This is a genomic window from Mycobacterium gallinarum (assembly GCF_010726765.1).
Classification (GTDB): Bacteria; Actinomycetota; Actinomycetes; order Mycobacteriales; family Mycobacteriaceae; genus Mycobacterium; species Mycobacterium gallinarum.
In genome coordinates, this window is record NZ_AP022601.1 from 1,656,172 (window position 1) to 1,672,596 (window position 16,425).

At 66.5% G+C, this 16,425-nt stretch carries 18 protein-coding genes; 10 read left to right on the forward strand and 8 right to left on the reverse strand.

Features of this window, described 5'->3' with window-relative positions; translation table 11 throughout:
• Positions 1-15: 15 nt before the first annotated feature.
• The 3 genes from G6N42_RS08245 to G6N42_RS08255 form a co-directional block, all read right to left on the reverse strand.
• The gene (locus tag G6N42_RS08245; RefSeq protein ID WP_163728368.1) at positions 16-387 is read right to left on the reverse strand and encodes a thiocyanate hydrolase; all 372 of its coding nucleotides are present in this window, start codon (positions 385-387) and stop codon (positions 16-18) included.
• A complete protein-coding gene (scnC, locus tag G6N42_RS08250) occupies positions 384-1,049 on the reverse strand; it encodes a thiocyanate hydrolase subunit gamma (protein WP_163737175.1) in 666 nt (221 codons plus the stop codon). The genes G6N42_RS08245 and scnC overlap by 4 nt, the downstream gene beginning before the upstream one ends.
• Positions 1,050-1,125: 76 nt before the next feature.
• The gene (locus G6N42_RS08255; protein ID WP_163728373.1) at positions 1,126-1,962 is read right to left on the reverse strand and encodes an SH3-like domain-containing protein; all 837 of its coding nucleotides are present in this window, start codon (positions 1,960-1,962) and stop codon (positions 1,126-1,128) included.
• A 382-nt stretch (positions 1,963-2,344) separates the two neighbouring features.
• Here G6N42_RS08255 and G6N42_RS08260 point away from each other — a divergent pair, with 382 nt between their 5' ends.
• Positions 2,345-4,333 (forward strand): FUSC family protein, encoded by a 1,989-nt coding sequence (locus G6N42_RS08260; protein ID WP_163728376.1) that lies wholly within the window; start codon positions 2,345-2,347, stop codon positions 4,331-4,333.
• On the opposite strand, the gene G6N42_RS08265 is transcribed toward G6N42_RS08260, so the two are convergent.
• Positions 4,305-4,931 (reverse strand): PaaI family thioesterase, encoded by a 627-nt coding sequence (locus G6N42_RS08265; RefSeq protein WP_163728379.1) that lies wholly within the window; start codon positions 4,929-4,931, stop codon positions 4,305-4,307. The two genes, G6N42_RS08260 and G6N42_RS08265, sit on opposite strands and share 29 nt — an antisense overlap.
• A 59-nt stretch (positions 4,932-4,990) precedes the next feature.
• Complete coding sequence (locus G6N42_RS08270; protein ID WP_163728383.1) at positions 4,991-5,545, reverse strand: TetR/AcrR family transcriptional regulator; 555 nt, start codon at positions 5,543-5,545, stop codon at positions 4,991-4,993.
• Between the two features lie 79 nt (positions 5,546-5,624).
• On the opposite strand from G6N42_RS08270, the gene G6N42_RS08275 reads away from it, so the two are divergent.
• A complete protein-coding gene (locus tag G6N42_RS08275) occupies positions 5,625-6,443 on the forward strand; it encodes an alpha/beta fold hydrolase (protein ID WP_163728386.1) in 819 nt (272 codons plus the stop codon).
• Here G6N42_RS08275 and G6N42_RS08280 read toward each other — a convergent pair.
• Positions 6,427-7,074, reverse strand: coding sequence for a DUF5701 family protein (locus G6N42_RS08280; protein ID WP_163728388.1), 648 nt, complete (start codon positions 7,072-7,074; stop codon positions 6,427-6,429). The genes G6N42_RS08275 and G6N42_RS08280 overlap by 17 nt on opposite strands.
• A 49-nt stretch (positions 7,075-7,123) precedes the next feature.
• Here G6N42_RS08280 and G6N42_RS08285 point away from each other — a divergent pair, with 49 nt between their 5' ends.
• From G6N42_RS08285 to G6N42_RS08300, 4 genes are read left to right on the forward strand one after another with little or no spacing between them, the layout of a single operon-like run.
• On the forward strand, positions 7,124-7,795 hold the full coding sequence (locus G6N42_RS08285) for a GntR family transcriptional regulator (RefSeq protein ID WP_163728391.1): 672 nt from the start codon (positions 7,124-7,126) through the stop codon (positions 7,793-7,795).
• A gap of 57 nt (positions 7,796-7,852) precedes the next feature.
• Positions 7,853-9,259, forward strand: coding sequence for an allophanate hydrolase (locus tag G6N42_RS08290; protein ID WP_163728394.1), 1,407 nt, complete (start codon positions 7,853-7,855; stop codon positions 9,257-9,259).
• Positions 9,256-9,948: a cysteine hydrolase family protein gene (locus tag G6N42_RS08295; protein ID WP_163728397.1), complete on the forward strand. Its 693-nt coding sequence runs from the start codon at positions 9,256-9,258 to the stop codon at positions 9,946-9,948. Before G6N42_RS08290 ends, G6N42_RS08295 begins: the two co-directional genes overlap by 4 nt.
• Positions 9,949-9,959: 11 nt before the next feature.
• A complete protein-coding gene (locus G6N42_RS08300; RefSeq protein WP_163728400.1) occupies positions 9,960-11,558 on the forward strand; it encodes a SulP family inorganic anion transporter in 1,599 nt (532 codons plus the stop codon).
• Between the two features lie 41 nt (positions 11,559-11,599).
• On the opposite strand, the gene G6N42_RS08305 is transcribed toward G6N42_RS08300, so the two are convergent.
• Complete coding sequence (locus G6N42_RS08305; protein WP_163728403.1) at positions 11,600-12,241, reverse strand: hypothetical protein; 642 nt, start codon at positions 12,239-12,241, stop codon at positions 11,600-11,602.
• A 239-nt stretch (positions 12,242-12,480) separates the two neighbouring features.
• Here G6N42_RS08305 and G6N42_RS08310 point away from each other — a divergent pair, with 239 nt between their 5' ends.
• From G6N42_RS08310 to G6N42_RS08325, 4 genes are read left to right on the forward strand one after another with little or no spacing between them, the layout of a single operon-like run.
• On the forward strand, positions 12,481-13,068 hold the full coding sequence (locus tag G6N42_RS08310) for a TetR/AcrR family transcriptional regulator (RefSeq protein WP_163728406.1): 588 nt from the start codon (positions 12,481-12,483) through the stop codon (positions 13,066-13,068).
• A gap of 16 nt (positions 13,069-13,084) precedes the next feature.
• Entirely contained in the window at positions 13,085-14,095 is a 1,011-nt protein-coding gene (locus G6N42_RS08315) for a hypothetical protein (protein WP_434059572.1), read from the forward strand.
• Positions 14,096-14,153: 58 nt separating this feature from the next.
• Positions 14,154-14,633 (forward strand): nucleoside deaminase, encoded by a 480-nt coding sequence (locus G6N42_RS08320; RefSeq protein ID WP_163728412.1) that lies wholly within the window; start codon positions 14,154-14,156, stop codon positions 14,631-14,633.
• Between the two features lie 29 nt (positions 14,634-14,662).
• Complete coding sequence (locus tag G6N42_RS08325; RefSeq protein WP_163737178.1) at positions 14,663-15,952, forward strand: alpha-amylase family protein; 1,290 nt, start codon at positions 14,663-14,665, stop codon at positions 15,950-15,952.
• On the opposite strand, the gene G6N42_RS08330 is transcribed toward G6N42_RS08325, so the two are convergent.
• Complete coding sequence (locus G6N42_RS08330; protein WP_232076108.1) at positions 15,927-16,376, reverse strand: DUF1810 domain-containing protein; 450 nt, start codon at positions 16,374-16,376, stop codon at positions 15,927-15,929. The genes G6N42_RS08325 and G6N42_RS08330 overlap by 26 nt on opposite strands.
• Positions 16,377-16,425: the final 49 nt, after the last annotated feature.

Here is a 16,425-nt window from a genome sequence, read left to right on the forward strand (position 1 = left end):
ACCGCGAGGACGTGGTCAGGCTTCCAGCCTCGCCCGGATGCTCGCCAGCCGCTGCTCGAGTTCGGCCTCGTCGATGACGCCTCGGCTCACCAGAGAATGCGCCAGCGACATCAGCTGGTTCTCGGGATACGGCAGGTTGGAGTACAGCGTCGCCGATAGCTCGTCCTCCTCGTCGCGGCGCTGCTTGAAATCAGGGATGTTCTCGTCACACGAGGCCCGGTCCAAAGCGTCGCACATGCCGTCCAAGCTCGACTTCCACGGTGGCACAGGATTTTCGACGCCCCACTTGGCGGCCATTCGGGACCAGACCTGATCGCGCTCGACGATTTCCTCCAGTGGCGCGATGCGGGAGGACTCGATGGACGCGGGACCGTCGGCGGCGTTCATCCGGCGTTGCCCGGATGAATCGCGGGACGGGTGTCGACGATCATGTTGGTCGTGACCCCCGCCTTCGGCAGCGCCACCCCGATCAGGCAGTCCCGGGTGATTATCTCGACGAGCTGATCCTCGGTCCAGTCCTCGGTGCCCTCGGGCTGCAGGGGCATCACCATGAATCGGTGCTTCTGGTTGGAGTCCTGCACATGGACCGTCACCTCGTCGGGCAGATAAAGCCCGAACTCGGCGAGCACCTGCCGCGGCCAGCGGACAAGGCGCCGACGGTAATTCGGTGTGCGGTACCACTCGGGTGAGTTGCCGAGGATCGGTCTCGGGTAGCAGGAGCACAACGCGCAGACGATCACGTTGTGCACCGTGGGGGTGTCCGCGAGGATCTGGAACGCGGTGAAGTCGCTCGGTGTCCCCCATCCGGTGGGGTGCAACCAATCGACGCCGACCTCCTTGCTCGCCGTCATCGGCTCCGCGAGAGCGAGCTCCTTGAACTTCGGGTCAAGCCACGCCCTGGCGACCAGACGCGCAGCCGGAGTCGGGCCGATCTGCTCGGCGAACTCGGTCATCAAGCGGTGCTCCTCGGCCGTGAAGATGCCCTTCTCGATGCACAGTTCGCGCAGGGCGATCTCCAGAACCTCGAAGTCCGTGATCTCGTCGACCATCGGCGCGACGGTCCGGTCGTGATCGTGGTCGTGGTCGTGACCGTGGTCAGACAAATCGAATCCCTTCTGTCAGAGTCTATTTGGCGGCGTCGAGCCAGTGTTCGGGAATCTCGGTGGATATGACGTCGTTGTCGGTTCCGGTGTAGCCGTACCAGAGGTCGGCCATGTTGAACTTCACGACGTAAAACCACTCCGGCTTTGCGGGACGATCCCAGGTTTCGTCCTCGGCGGCCGGGCTCTCGTAAGCGACGGCCTCGATTTCGCCGGTCGCACCGCGCACGTATTCAGGGGTGCGGGTGTAGAAGATCACCGGGAGTTCGCGCACCACGACCGGATCACCGACCTTGAACCTGGGCGTCCCGGCCTGACCGGAATAGCACTGCGGATCGCCCTTCCCGTTCGCCTCTTCGGCGTGCTGGTTGCGCTTGACGTGCGATCCGTCGCCCTCGGACTTCGGTTTGGCCTCCAGCGTCTTGCCCTCGAGCCCGCCCGCGTAGCGCTGTTGGACCTCGGCCATCCGCTCGCTCAACTCGGTCAGCCCGATGTGGTGCTTCTCCACCAGAACGCGAGCGACAGCGAGCAACCAGCGGCCGTAGTAGGGCAGGCCCAGATATTCCGCGCGCCCGACGTCGACGTTGCCGATGCGCCGTCTCTCCTCCGACAGCCAGATACCGCGCCAGCCCAGCACCTCGCAGATGACGTACGTCATGTGTTCCCAGAGCTCGTACTGCTTGTTTTCGTACTTCATCGGCGCGTCCGGCTCGCCGCCGACGTCGTGGACGGGCTTGAGGTACGCGGTGATCCGGCCGTGGTCGAGCATGTCCGGGGTCGGCGCATCGGGAAGTTCCGGGTACGCCGATTTGAGTCGGGACGTCAGTTCGAGTTGAGCCGCCCGCTCTGCTGCAGTACTCATCAAGGGTCCCTTCGTCGGCCGGACATGCCGGCACTCATTGCTGATCGGCGAATCTGAACGGGGGGCGGAATGCGGTGCGCAGGGCAAGGTCCAGCAACGCCGTCGAACACGACAGCATTGTTGGGCATCGGCACCTCCCGGCTGCTCTATAAACCCAGCGCCGACTCTATCGGGCAAATTGAACTTATACAGCCAAATCGAAAACGGACTCAGCTGTTGACGGATACGTAAACCATTGTGGGTTCTTGCCATGTGCCACAAGCTGTTTGGCGCCGGGCTCACCGAGACCGATCGTCCATCCCGAAAACGACGCGGCGGCCTTGTCGCGCGACTCGCACCGAGTTCGGCCGTCGAGCGGCTTCGGTGGCGTCAGAATGGGTGGATGACCACTGCCAGCCGGGTCTTCGAGGTGTTGAAGCCGCCCACGCCGGACCTCGGCGCGGTCGTTCGCAGCCTGCTCGGTGTCCTGGCTATGGCGATCTTCGCGCTGGCCATCGGCGGCGGTGCCGCCGGGGTTTGGACAGCCGCCGCCGGGGTGGTCTGTGGCGCGATCGCACTGCAGGACAGCCCCGGCGGACGTGTGCAACTCGTCGTCATCGTGGCCTTGCAGATGGCCGGCGCCGTCCTCGTCGGAGCGTTGACATCGGCGTACACCATCGTGTTCATCGTCGTCGTCGCGGTGTGGTGCCTGGCGGCCGGCATGCAGTGGGCGCTCGGGGGCAATGCGGGGCTCGTCGCCGCCGCGGGCAGTGCGCTGCTGGTGATCGCGCCTCCGATTGCGCCGTCGGTGACGTCGGTCGCGCTGCCCACGATCCTGACGATCGCGGCGGGCTGCGTGCAGGCGGCGCTCATCGCCGTCTGGCCTCCCCAACGTTGGCGCACGCAGAGCGACGCGTTGGCATTGGCGTACCGGTCCCTGGCCGACGAGGCGCGACGCATCACCGCCGATCACGACGAACCCCCGGAGGCGGCTCAACTGACCGGGCTTCGCGACGCGTTCGCCGACACTCAGGCCACCAGGCGGCCCGAGGCTTACCACGGCGGCCATCGCCTACCCGAGCGGTTGATGGCAACGCTGGTGGCGCTGCGCGGAGCCGACGGCGATGAGCGCGAACGTGTGTCGCACATGCTGAACGATGCCGCGGTGGCGCTCGACGCCATCGCCGAGAACAAGCACAACGCACGACGCGAAGCCGAGCACGCCCTGGTCCGCGTCGACACCGTGGTGTCGGCCATGAAGGGGCCGGAAGCGGTAGCCGCGCAGCGGTTCTCGAAGCAACTACAGCAAGCGGCCGAGTTCCGGTTTCCCGACCTCCTTCAACCTGTGGTGATCAGCCCGTTGCGGACCGCGCTCACCGAGGTCCGCGGGCACCTGACCTGGGCGTCGCCGATCCTGCGACATGCCGTGCGGTTGTCGGCGGCCCTGGCGCTGGCCACCGCCGCCGACCGGTTCGCCCCGATTGAGCACGGTCACTGGATCGCGCTCACCGTCCTGTTCGTTCTACGGCCCGAGACGGCGCACACCTACACCCGCTGCGTCGGCCGGGTCGCGGGTATCGCCGGTGGCATCATTCTCGCGTCGGTGATCACCACGATCTGGCAGCCGACAGGTGCGGCCGCCGCGGTGCTGACCGTGGGGTTTCTCGCCGTCACCTTCTGGGTGGTGCGATTCGGCTACATCGCGGCGAGCGCGGGGGTGGCGACCGCCGCGGTGTTCCTGATGAATATCGACGCCGCCGCGGCCGGCGCAACAGTGGAAGACCGGCTGTTCTCCGTCGTGATCGGCGGCGGGCTGGCGGTCATGGCGCATGTGGTGCTACCCGATGATGCGCTGACGCGGCTACAGCAACGCGCCGGCGAATTACTCAAGACCGAAATCGATTATGCGGCAACGGTGGTCAAGGCATTCGTCCATGAACTCGATCACCCTGCCGACGCCATGTCGGCCGCCTGGCAGCGCGCGTTCCGGGCGCGGGCCGCGTTCGAAGCCGCGTCCGGCGCCGCGCGGATGGATTCGCGGGATCTACGTCGGTGGCTGCGCTCCTATCGCACCGCGCTCAACGCGGTCACCAGCGCGTGCACGTCGCTCGAGCGCAGCCTGCCGATGCAGTCGCCCGACAAGCTGACTCCCGATTTCATCGCTGCGGTCGACGATTACGTCGAAGCGCTGCGGGGCGCACCGCCGAATCCCGCACTGCCATGGACCGTCGACGTCGCCGCGCTGACGGCGGCGGACGCGCAGGTGCGCGCGCAGGCGGCGCTGCTGCCAGGTGACAACGGGGCGGCGCGGGTACTGGTCTCCGAAATCGCGGCCATCACACGCAGCCTCGTCGGCATCGCGCCTAGCCGCGAGCCCACTTCGGCTGGATGAAGATGCCTTCCGCCTCTACGGTGATGCCTTCCTCGTCGGCGAGGTGGCCCGCGGCATAGGCCTTGAACCCGTCGGTCCGGGTGATCCTCGCCTCGGCGTGTAGCTCGCCGAGCCGGGTGGGCCGCAGATAGCGCAGCGTGATGGTGCCGGTGAAGCGTGGCGTTTCCTCGTTGGCCGCCACCTCACCGAGCACATGGTCGAGGACGAGCGCGGAGACTCCACCGTGCACATGTCCGGGCGGCCCTTCGTACGCGGCCCCCAGGTGAAAGTCGGTGAACACGCCGCCATCGTCGTCGCGCTGGATCGTCAGCGGCGGCGCGATCGGATTGCGGATCCCGATCACCGGATTTCCCCATGCCAAGCGATCGCCGCCGGTGGTGGAGCGCACGCCGAACGGACCGTCGCACTGTCGGGACCGCAGCCGCGCCGTCGCCGCGCCGATCTCGGCCGTCACCTCGCCCACGGTGTCGGCGGCGACCTCGGTACGGATCGTCGCGTCGATGAGCTCGCGGACCGCAGCGGCAAGGGGCTCGTATACGGCGCGCATGCGTTCGACCTCCGCCGAGGACACGTCGCCGATGTCGGTGTACTGCACCACCCGTGCACTAGAACACGTTCTAGTGAAGGTTGTCGAGTCACCCGGCGAGGGATGGCGCTTCACCCGACGAGATCATCGAGCGCCGCGCGGGCGGCGGCGACACGGCGGCCCCGCTCGAGTTCGATCAACGCGCACTCCGCCGTCGCGGCAACCCACAGTCGCGCCGCCTCCCGAGGGTGGGCACTGCCGAGCGCGGCGAAATCGGCGGCCACGACGTCGACATTCATCCGGTTGCGTCGCGTCACCTCGTCGGCGATCGGGAGATGGCCGCGGGCCTCCAGCAGCAGCGCCTTCACGCCGCGATCGCGAAGACAGGCATCGAGGTAGGTGTTCGCGGCGGCAGCCAGGCGGTCCCGACCCGGCTTCAGATCGGCGATGACGGCCGCCACCTCCTCGAAGAGCACGTCGTGGAAGCGGCGGTGCAGTGCGACCAGATAGGACACCCGATCCGGAAAGTGGTGGAAGAACGTGCCTTTCGACACGCCCGCCGCGGCCACCACGGCGTTGACGCTGAGCCCCTCGAGCCCGAGGTCCTCGGCGAGCACCAACCCCGTCTCGATCAGGTTCGCACGTGTCTGCTGGGCCGCTGCCACCCGCTTGTTGGCCGTTTCCACGCTGCCCTCCCTTGCCAGGACGTCGACTCCGGCCTAGTGTAGTTGACCGACCGACCCGGTCAATGAAAGGCCCCGATCGATGCCCACTCTGCACACGTCACTGGGAACCGTCTCCTACACCGACGCGGGTTCGGGTCCACCGATCCTGCTGTTACACGCGGCGCTTCACGATCACACCGACTTCGACACCGTACGCGCAGACCTCGGCCGGGGCCGCCGTGTGCTCACCCTCGATTGGCCGGGTCACGGCGAGTCTCCCCTGCCCCCGGCGCCCTTGCGCGCCGTTCAACTCGGCGATCTGCTGGTCGAATTCGCCGACCGTCTCGAGCTGGACAATCTCGTTGTCGTCGGGAACTCCGTCGGCGGATACGCCGCATGCCGGCTCGCGCTCCAGCGCGGAGAACGGGTTTCGGGTGTGGTCCTCGTCAACACCGGGGGCTTCACGCCGCACAGCGTCGCCACCCGCACGCTGTGCGCGGCGATGGCGCGCACAGCCGTCGTCAAAGCCGTGTTTCCGGTCTTCGTCCGCGCATACATGCGACCGAAGACCCCGACGGACAAGGCCGTCACCCGCCGCGTCGTCGACCGGGCGAAAACCGCCGATGGCGCGAAAACCGCTGCGGCACTGTGGAAGAGCTTCGTCGAGCCCGGGCACGACCTGCGGGTGCGTGCCGCCCAGATCCCTGCACCGGTACTGATCACGTGGGGCGCCAAGGATCCGACCGCCCCGATGCGTTGGGGCAGGAAAGTCGCCGAGGCCATTCCCGGGTCGACGTTCGAAGCGTTCCCGACGGGACACGTCGTATTCTCGTCCGAGCCGGCGGCCTGGCTCGGTTCGGTGCTGCCGTTCGTCGACGCCGCGCACGGCGTCCGGTCGGACGTCAGCCGTCGACAGTGACCCTGCCGCCCGCCGATCCGAAGCCCAGCCAGCTGTGCCGATTGCCCGCCCAGCACCAGCCGACCTTGGGGGCGTCGCGGTTCGCCTTGCCGTCGCGGCCCGTGCCGTTACTGATCCACAGCGCAGGGGTCCTGGCGTCCACGGCGCCCGACGGCTTGGTGAGCCGGGACCCGATCGTCATGAAGCAGTGCCCCCGCTCCAGCGCATCCGGCTGGTGCAGCAGCCAATGCACGCCCTCGGTGAGCGTCAGCGGCGTCCGTCCAGCATCGACGATCCCGGGCAGCGCCTCGTCTGGACTCCAGTTGGCCATGTCGTCACCGCGATCGAGGTCGAAGACCAGATACAGCGGTGCGTCCGGCACCTCGGCCGCCGGGATCGGGGTGAAATCGTCGACATCGGTCATGTCGCTGACCACGAAACCCGGCTTGCCCGCCCGGCGCAGCAGGGGTGTCAGCCTCGACGCAGGCGCGAGGTCGTGATGAACGGCCAGGATCGATCCAGACCCGACGGCGTCACGGGCCGCGGCCCGCACTCGATCGGCGGGCAGCCCCGCGATCCGGTGAACTCCGAATTCGATCAGTCGTTCGGCCTGTTCAGGGACGCTAGGCAGGGTCGCGGCGAGGGTCGGCACCTGCCCACAACGAAGCGAACCCGGCGAGAAGTTCCTACGATTGACCGCCATGGCTGCGCCACGGGTCGACAACGCGCGCGGCGCGCTGCCTGCCACGCTCGTGGAACTAGCCGAACACCGGCTGCGCGACGCCATCCTCAGCGGGGCCCTGGCGCCCGGAGAGAAGGTCGTCGAGGAGCAACTCTGCGCCGACCTCGGAATCAGCAGGGCGCCACTGCGAGAGGCGTTGCGGTTGCTCGCCCAACAAGGTCTGGTGGAACACTTCCCGCGCCGGGGCTCGCGGGTGGCGGAATGGTCGCCCACGGACATCCTGCAGTTGTTCGCCCTGCGTCACGTACTGGAATGCCACGCCATCGAAACGGCGCTGCCGCTTGCGGATCCCGAAGAGGCCCTGCGGCCCGTACGCGCTGCGTTGGACGCCATGCGCACCGCGACCGACGAGTTGGATCGCGACGACGCGCATCGTGCGTTCCATGCCGCGGTCGTCGGGCTTGCGTGCAATCGGCAACTCGACATCGCACTCGAGCCGGTCTTGCTCAAACTGCAGTTGCCGATGGCGATCAACATGCGGGCTGAGGCGCACCACCGCGACGCACGAGACGGTCTCGACCGGCATCGGGCCATCGTGACCGCACTCGCGACCAACGACCAATCGGTCGTCATCACCGCACTGCGCGAGCACGGACAATTCGACTATCTCGGCGCGCGACTGCAGCGCTAACACAAACGACACACGGCTGACCCGAGATCGCCACGATTCTGTCGACAATCGACAGTCATGGCTGACGTCGTGCACGGCCCGTCCATCGGACCTTCGGTCGCCGAGATCCTCGCATCGCACGCATCCGGGACCGGTTGCCCGACCAAGACCGCCGCCCGGGTCGCCGACGCCATCGCCGCGCGCGGTGACGACGGCACCTGGTTATCCACCGTGCCGCGCGAACAGCTGCTCGCCGCTGCCGAGGAGATCGAAAAGCGTCCCGGCGCAAGGACTTTGCCTCTCTACGGGGTGCCCTTCGGGGTCAAGGACAGCATCGACGTCGAGGGAGTCGCGACCACGTTGGCGTGCCCCGACTACGCCTACGTCGCGACGGCAACGGCACCGGTGGTGCAGCGGCTGCTCGACGCAGGCGCGCTCTATGTCGGCAAGACCAACCTCGACCAGTTCGCGACCGGACTGAACGGCACCCGCACCCCGTACACGATTCCGCGCAGTGTGTACGGCGGCGATTTGATCTCCGGCGGGTCGAGTTCGGGCTCGGCGCTGGCCGTTGCGTTGGGACAGGTGCCGTTCGCGGTCGCCACCGACACCGCGGGATCCGGACGAGTCCCGGCCGCGCTCAACGGCGTTGTCGGGTTCAAACCGTCGCGCGGTCTGATCAGCACGGTCGGCCTTGTCCCGGCTTGCAAGTCGCTGGACTGCATCAGCCTGATGGCGGGATCGATCGACGACATCGACCGCGTTTTCGACGTGGTGGCCGGCCGCGACAACCGCGATGCCTGGTCGCGAGACCGGGGCCCGGGCTACCGCGGTGCGCCGATCCGCGTCGGATTGCCAGCAGCCGAAGATCTGGAATTCTTCGGCGACACGGTCATGCGCGATGCGCACATGTCGTTCCGGGCGCAGATGTCTCGCACCTGCACCGTCGTCGATGTTCCACTGGAGCCGTTTTTGGCGGCCGGCTCTCTGCTGTATCAAGGTCCGTGGGTCGCCGAACGTCTGGTGGAGTTCGGTGATTTCCTTGCTGCGCAACCGGATTCCATCCTCCCGGTGGTGCGGTCGATCCTGCAGGGCGGGCGGAAGTACACGGCGGTCGAGACATTCGCGGCGCTGCAGCGGCTGGCCGATCTCAAAGCCTCGGTGGCGCGGTTGTGGCAGTCGATGGACGTGCTGGTCCTGCCGACGGTCGGTACGACGTTCACCGTCGATGAGGTGCTCGAGGCGCCCATCGACTGCAACACGATGCTGGGCCACTACACCCATTTCGGGAATCTGCTCGATCTGCTCGGTGTCGCGATTCCGTTGGGGACCACACCGGACGGCCGTCCCTACAGCGCAATGCTGCTCGGCGCCGCCCAGACCGACGACACGGTTCTCCAACTCGCGGCGAGGCTGCTCGACGAACCGCGTGCACCGTCGTACTCCACATCCATCGATCCCGTCGCCGCCGAGGAGCACGTATGAGCCAGCCCGTAGAGGTCACCGCGGAACCGTCGCCGTTCGCGCTCATCGCCGGTAAGACGGCGCTGATCGTCATAGACATGCAACGGGACTTTCTGTTGCCCGGCGGTTTTGGGGAAAGTCTCGGCAACGATGTCGGCCAGTTGCAGAAGGTCGTACCACCACTGGCGACGTTGATCGCGGCGGCCCGGTCGGCGGGGATCATGGTGATCCACACCCGCGAGGGGCACCGCCCGGATCTGTCGGATTGTCCGCCGGCCAAATTGAACCGCGGAGCGCCGTCCAAGCGGATCGGCGACCCGGGCACGTACGGGCGCATCCTTATTCGCGGCGAATACGGCCACGACATCGTCGACGAGCTCGCCCCCATCGACGGCGAGCTTGTCATCGACAAGCCGGGTAAGGGCGCGTTCTACGCCACCGACTTGCAGGACGCGCTCGCGGGAGCGGGTATCACGCAGTTGCTGATCACCGGGGTCACCACCGAGGTCTGCGTGCACACCACCACCCGAGAGGCCAACGACCGCGGCTACGAGTGTCTCGTCGTATCCGATTGTGTGGGTTCGTATTTCCCCGAATTTCAGCGAGTCGGCCTGGAAATGATCAAGGCCCAGGGCGGCATCTTCGGCTGGGTTGCCGACACCGCCGCGATTGTTCCGGCATTGCAAACACTGACCGCCACGGCCGCCTGAAGGGATCCGACATGAGCACCGACGTAACCAACCCCCTTGCCGACCCATCGGTCGATCCGCCCCAGAAGTCGTCGATCCCGTGGTGGACCCGTGGCGACCTCAACGCATTCTTCGGACTCGGATTCAACATCCTGGTCAATGTCCTGACCCTGACCGCGCTGATGATCGGGGTGATCGCTGTACCGGCAGGCGACGTGCTGGGCACCGTTCTGCCGGCGCTGGGCGTCGCGCTGATCCTGGGAAACCTGTACTACACGTTCCTCGCGCGCCGACTTGCCCAGCGGGAGAACAGAACCGACGTCACCGCGCTCCCCTACGGGCCCAGTGTGCCGCACATGTTCATCGTGATCTTCGTCGTGATGCTGCCGGTGTACCTGAACACCGACGACCCGCTACAGGCCTGGCAGGCCGGGTTGGCGTGGGCCTTCCTGATCGGTGTGATCGTGATGATCGGTGCGTTCGTCGGCCCCTACATCCGCAAGCTGACGCCCCGGGCCGCGATGCTCGGCACGCTGGCCGGCATCTCGATCACGTTCATCTCGATGCGGCCCGCCGCGCAGATGTGGGAGGTGGCGTGGATCGGTCTTCCGGTGCTCGCCATCATCCTGATCGGCTTCTTCACCGACGTGAAGTTGCCCGGCAACATCCCGGTGGGACTGGTCGCGCTGTTGGTGGGAACGGCGATCGGATGGGCCGGCGGCTACATGTCAGCACCGGACGTCGGGCAGGCGGTTTCCGATATCGCGATCGGCATACCGGACCTGCGAGTCGACATGCTGTTCAACGGCCTCGCCGACCTCGCGCCGCTCCTCGGGACCGCAATCCCGTTGGGCGTCTACAACTTCACCGAAGCGATGAGCAACGTGGAAAGCGCTGCGGCCGCGGGCGACAACTACAACCTGCGCAGCGTGCTACTGGCCGACGGCGCCGGCGCAGTCGTCGGATCGGCGTTCGGCTCACCGTTCCCGCCAGCGGTCTACATCGGACACCCAGGATGGAAGGACGCAGGCGGCCGGGCCGGCTACTCACTGGCCAGCGGCATCGTGATCGGTGTGCTCTGCTTCGTCGGCCTGTTCGGTGTCCTCGACGCACTGCTGCCGGTCCCCGCGATCGTGCCGATTCTGCTCTACATCGGTCTGCTCATCGGGGCGCAGGCGTTTCAGGCGGTACCTCGGCTGCACGCCATAGCCGTGGTCGCCGCGATTCTGCCGAACCTCGCGCAATGGGCCCACGGCCTCATCGACAATGCGTTGAACGCGGCCGGTACCTCGGCGGCCGAGGTAGGTATGGACGCGCTCAACGGCGCGGGCGTCGTCTACGAAGGACTCAAGACCCTGGGCGAAGGCGCGGTGCTCGTCGGCCTGATCCTCGGCACCATGGTGACGTTCATCCTCGAGAAGAAGTTCCGCTACGCCGCCATCGCCTCGGCGGTCGGAGCGGTGCTGTCGTTCATCGGGCTCATACACGCACCCGAGGTGTCATGGGCCGCCAGCCCGGCGGTCGCGCTCGGATACGTGTTGTTCGGCGTCGTCTGCGTCGCGTACGCATTTCTGCCGGGCGCCAGGGAGCCGGTAGAGGTCGACGAATCGGACATAGTGGCGGGCCACTGATCGGACACAGTGGCGGGCCACTGATCCGACACAGTGGCGGGCTACTCCTCGGGCAGATTGTCTGCGATGAGCGTCGCCTGCTGCATCGCAATGTCCTGCGCTTGTTCCGGCGGAACCGGGTCGTTCGGTGCGCTCTCGAAGTTCATCGACACCAAGGCTTTGCCCTGGGTGAACAGAAGTACGGTCACCGCTTTGCTGCCGTCAGGTGAGGTACCGATCGCCATCACACCCTGGTCGCCAACCTCGACCGGTGCGGGCGCACCGGTGACCACGGTGTTCATCGTGGCCGAGTTGCTCTGGAAATTCGACTCGGCGGCTGCGACATCGGGAAAGACGAGGATGGTGTCGATGATCTGCCGGTGGCCTTCAGGACTTGAATAGACCTGCGCCGCGCCGGGGTTCCCGCCCGGGTTCAACTGCACACCACCCGGAGTGGCGATGTCAGGACCGATATCGGTCGGCGGAAGGAGTAGTGAGCCGTAATCGCTCGGCTCCGCGGCGGGCGTGCTGGCCTCCGCCGAGGTGGACTCCTCCGAGGTGGTGGCCTCGGCGGATGTGGTCGTGGACGTCGCAGAAGTCGACGACTCCGACGCCGAGTCGTCCGACTTGCTGCAGCCGGCGGCGACCCCGATTATCAGCGCCGCGACGGCCAAGCTCGTCGCCGACGAACGTGCGATATCCATGGAATTCCTCTCGGAGGCAGAAACGGCCAAGACTGACCGGCGGATATAGATCTACAGCACCGTCAATAAATTCGCTATCCCGATCGCGAAATCAACTCCCGCGTGTCGAGTGCACTCGCGGCGGTGTCATTGCATGTAACACCGAGTTTTGAGGCCGTCGTCACGTCGGCACCCTAGGGTGTGTTAGCTAACCTAGATTTTCGTAGTCAGTTGTCCATGAAATAACCTAGGCTCGATCCGTGGCCACCCGGACCCAAAGCGCCGACCCGCGCGCCGAGCGCGTACGAGCCAAGTTGATCGACGCGGCGTTCGCGCTGGCCCATGAACGCCCGGTCGATCAGCTCACCGTCGGCGATCTCGTGGCACGGGCCGGCGTCAGCAGGCAGGTCTTCTACCGGCACTTCGCCGACCGCGACGACGCGGTCGCCACAGCGTTCGTCATCGCCTTCGCGGCCGCGACCGCCGATGTGGACGACGAACCGAGATCCCGGATTCTGCGGGTCTTCGGGCTCGCCGCCGAACACCGCGCGATGTACCGCAACGTCGTGCCCAGTCCGGTGGCCCAGAAGGTGGTCGCCGCGTTCCGCGGCGAACTCCTCCCGGCATGTGAGGAGTTGGCCGCCCGAGCCCTACCCGTCGTCGGAGCCGCCGCGGGCCTCGAACCCGGAGCGGTCAGCCGCTTCCTGGTGGGTGGATTCCAGGAGGTACTGCGGTCATGGATGGAAGACCCCAGCGAATCGGGCCAAGCCGTTGATCTCCTCGGCCGGGTGACCGTAGCGCTCGACACCGTCGACGCGCTGCTTTCCCGCCTGCACCTCACGACCTGAACAGAAAGGATCCACCGTGGGCAAGCACCACGCTCCCCTCGTCGGGAGAATCGATATTCAGCCTTCGCGCAGGGACATTCGCAACATGGCAGTGGTCATGGCGGCGCTCGCGGTGTTCGTCATCGCGATGATCGCCAGCTACTCGGGCGCCTTCGCCAAACCGACGCTGCACCACCTCAACGTCGCCATTGCAGCACCACAGCAACTCGTGGACGGGGTCCGCGGGCAGGACGCGCTCGGCGTCACACAGGTGGTCGACGCGGCCGCGGCACGCGATCAGGTCTTCCAGCGCAAGACAGATGCGGCATTCGTCGTCGACGCGCCCGGCCACCTGGACATCTATGTGGCCGGCGGCGGCGGCCGAAGCGTCGCGGCCGCCGCCGAGACGGTCGGACGTCGCGTCGCCGCCGAGGCCGGACTGACGGCAGATGTCACCGACGTCGCCCCGACCAACGCCGCCGACCCGCAGGGCACCGTCGTGTTCTACGCCGTCATCTTCCTGTCGATCGGCGCGTCGGTGGGCGCCACGATCTTCGGGCGAATGATGGGCAATGTGCACAAGCCGTCCACATTTGCTTGGCGCACATTGAGTCTCGTTGCGTACTCGCTGGTGCTGGCAGGTGGTGTGACCCTGTATGTCGACGTGATCCTCGGCGCGCTCACCGGACACACCTGGCAGGTGTTCGGCGCGCTCTTCGTCTACGCGATCGCGGTCGCGGGAGCGGTGACCGGCGTTGCGGCAGCGTTCGGCACCGTGGCCTCCGCGGCACTCACGGCGTTCCTCGTGATCATCGGCAACGCCGCCGCGGCAGGCCCTGTCGGCAAGCCACTGTTGTCCGGCTTCTACACGACGTTCAACGCGATCGTGCCGCAGGGCTCCGGCGTCGCGCTGCTGCGCAGCGTCGAGTACTTCGGCACGAACGGCGCAGCGAGCTCGCTTGCCACCCTGCTCGCCTGGGCTGCGGCCGGATGCGTGCTGGCCATTGGCGCCGCCATGATCCGATCCGGCACGTTTCGCAACACCTGACGTCCGTGCCCGGTACGCGCGCCTCCTGACCGATCGCCACTCCGTAAGCTTCTTGATTGTGGCCATCGACGACCATGATCTTGAACGCCTGGGCCGTTGTGTCGAACTCGCGCGCGAAGCACTCGAAGACGGCGACGAGCCGTTCGGGTCGATCCTCGTCGACGCCGACGGTCGGATCCGATTCGAGGACCGCAACCGCGTCAAGGACGGTGACCACACCCGCCACCCCGAATTCGCGATTGCGCGGTGGGCCGTCGAGAAGCTCTCCCCCGCCGAACGGATCACCGCGACGGTGTACACCTCCGGCGAGCACTGCCCGATGTGCGCGGCGGCGCACGCGTGGGTCGGCTTGGGCCGCATCGTCTATGCGACATCGTCGGAACAGTTGACCCAGTGGCTGGCCGAGTGGGGTGCGACGCCGCCACCGGTGGCGCCGCTCCCCATCACCGCCGTCGCACCGCACGTCGAGGTGGACGGCCCGGCGGCCGAATACGCGGATGAGATGAAGGCACTCTACGAAGCGAAGTTCCGGCCTTGACAGGGTCTTCGGGCGGGCGTTCATCCGCAATGGAACCGGCCTGGGTGGAGCACGCGATCTGGTGGCAGGTCTACCCGTTGGGCTTCGTCGGGGCGTACCCGGCCGACATACCCCCGGCCGCCACTGAGCATCGACTGCGCCGCGTGGTCGAATGGCTGGATCACGTCATCGGCCTCGGCGCCTCGGGGCTGGCGCTCGGTCCGATATTCGCCTCGCGCACCCACGGCTACGACACCACCGACCATTATCGGATCGATCCCCGCCTCGGCGACGACGGCGACTTCGATCACCTGATCGCCGAGGCGCGCAGCCGCGGTCTGCGCGTGTTGCTCGACGGCGTCTTCAACCACGTAGGTACCGAATTCGCCAATACCTCGTGGTTCCGCAAGCAGCGCAACGGTTCTGGGTTCGACACGTTCGAAGGCCACGGCGACTTGATCGCGCTCGATCACGACAACCCAGAAGTCGTCGACTACACCGTCGACGTCATGTCGCACTGGCTGGGCCGCGGCGCCGACGGCTGGCGGTTGGATGCCGCCTACGCCGTCCCCGACCGGTTCTGGGCGCAGGTGCTTCCCCGCGTTCGGTCGGCCTTCCCCGAGGCGTGGTTCGTCGGGGAAGTCATTCACGGCGACTACTCGGCGCGGGTGCGTGACACGGGCTTCGACTCCGTGACGCAGTACGAACTGTGGAAAGCGATCTGGAGCGGCCTAAACGACGGGAACTTTCACGAGATCGACTGGGCGCTGGTACGACACAGCGAATTCCTCGACGCCTTCGTGCCGATGACGTTCGTCGGCAATCACGACGTGACCCGCATCGCCAGCCGGTTGGAGAACACCAAACACCTGGCACACGCGCTCGTCATCCTGCTGACTACCGGAGGCACGCCGAGCATCTACGCGGGCGACGAGTTCGCCTACCGCGGAATCAAAGAGGAGCGATTCGGCGGCGATGATGCGGTGCGACCCGAATTCAGTTCTCCGCCAGACGGTGTCGATCAACATGGTCGGGACGAGTTCCGACTGCACCAATACCTGATCGGATTACGCAGACGACATCCGTGGCTGCACACCGCGCGCACGTCGCCGCTGCAACTGACCAACCGGCAGTACGTGTACCAGACGCGCAACGGTGCCGACGCGCTTGTCGTCGCGCTCAATATCGGCGACGAGCCGCTGTCCGCCTCCCTGCCGCAGCTGGGCTTCGACCATGGCATCATTCTCGCCGGGTCGGGGGCACCACCACAGGACGTCGTTTCTCAGGTGGATGTCGAGCCGCACGGCTGGTTGATCATCTCGCCAGCTGCTCGGCAGTGAGCTCATCCTCCACACCGTCGTAGAGCCGATCCAGCACGGCACGAAAGTCGGCTTGCACTTCGGCGGACTCGGCGGCTCGGGCGAACAACGTCATCGACGACCGCACCTTCATGTTGTCGGGCCAGCCGAAGATGTCGTCGGCCGAGGCGCCCTGGATGCCGGCTACGACACGCGCACATTCTCGCAGCCGGGGGCCGAGCACCGGGTGATCGAGATACGCCCTGGCCTCGTCCAGTGAGGTGATGCTGTACCGGATCGCCGTCGGGCTGCGCCCGAGACCCTGTAGTTGGGGAAAGACGAACCAGATCCAGTGGCTGCGTTTGCGGCCGCTGCGCAGTTCATCCAGGGCCGTCGCATACGCACGGTGCTGGGCATCGACAAAGCGTTGCAGGTCGAATGGATCCGCTGCTTCCGATGACAACAATTTGTCTACAGCCCCCTCTTCGGCAAGTTTTGCAGGATAGTGTTTGCGA

Bases quoted from the DNA above. Each gene is read 5' to 3' on its own strand.
- G6N42_RS08245 (WP_163728368.1), bottom strand. From the start codon at position 387: ATGAACGCCGCCGACGGTCCCGCGTCCATCGAGTCCTCCCGCATCGCG.
- scnC (WP_163737175.1), bottom strand. From the start codon at position 1,049: ATGGTCGACGAGATCACGGACTTCGAGGTTCTGGAGATCGCCCTGCGC.
- G6N42_RS08255 (WP_163728373.1), bottom strand. From the start codon at position 1,962: ATGAGTACTGCAGCAGAGCGGGCGGCTCAACTCGAACTGACGTCCCGA.
- G6N42_RS08260 (WP_163728376.1), top strand. From the start codon at position 2,345: ATGACCACTGCCAGCCGGGTCTTCGAGGTGTTGAAGCCGCCCACGCCG.
- G6N42_RS08275 (WP_163728386.1), top strand. From the start codon at position 5,625: ATGCCCACTCTGCACACGTCACTGGGAACCGTCTCCTACACCGACGCG.
- G6N42_RS08285 (WP_163728391.1), top strand. From the start codon at position 7,124: ATGGCTGCGCCACGGGTCGACAACGCGCGCGGCGCGCTGCCTGCCACG.
- G6N42_RS08290 (WP_163728394.1), top strand. From the start codon at position 7,853: ATGGCTGACGTCGTGCACGGCCCGTCCATCGGACCTTCGGTCGCCGAG.
- G6N42_RS08295 (WP_163728397.1), top strand. From the start codon at position 9,256: ATGAGCCAGCCCGTAGAGGTCACCGCGGAACCGTCGCCGTTCGCGCTC.
- G6N42_RS08300 (WP_163728400.1), top strand. From the start codon at position 9,960: ATGAGCACCGACGTAACCAACCCCCTTGCCGACCCATCGGTCGATCCG.
- G6N42_RS08305 (WP_163728403.1), bottom strand. From the start codon at position 12,241: ATGGATATCGCACGTTCGTCGGCGACGAGCTTGGCCGTCGCGGCGCTG.
- G6N42_RS08325 (WP_163737178.1), top strand. From the start codon at position 14,663: ATGGAACCGGCCTGGGTGGAGCACGCGATCTGGTGGCAGGTCTACCCG.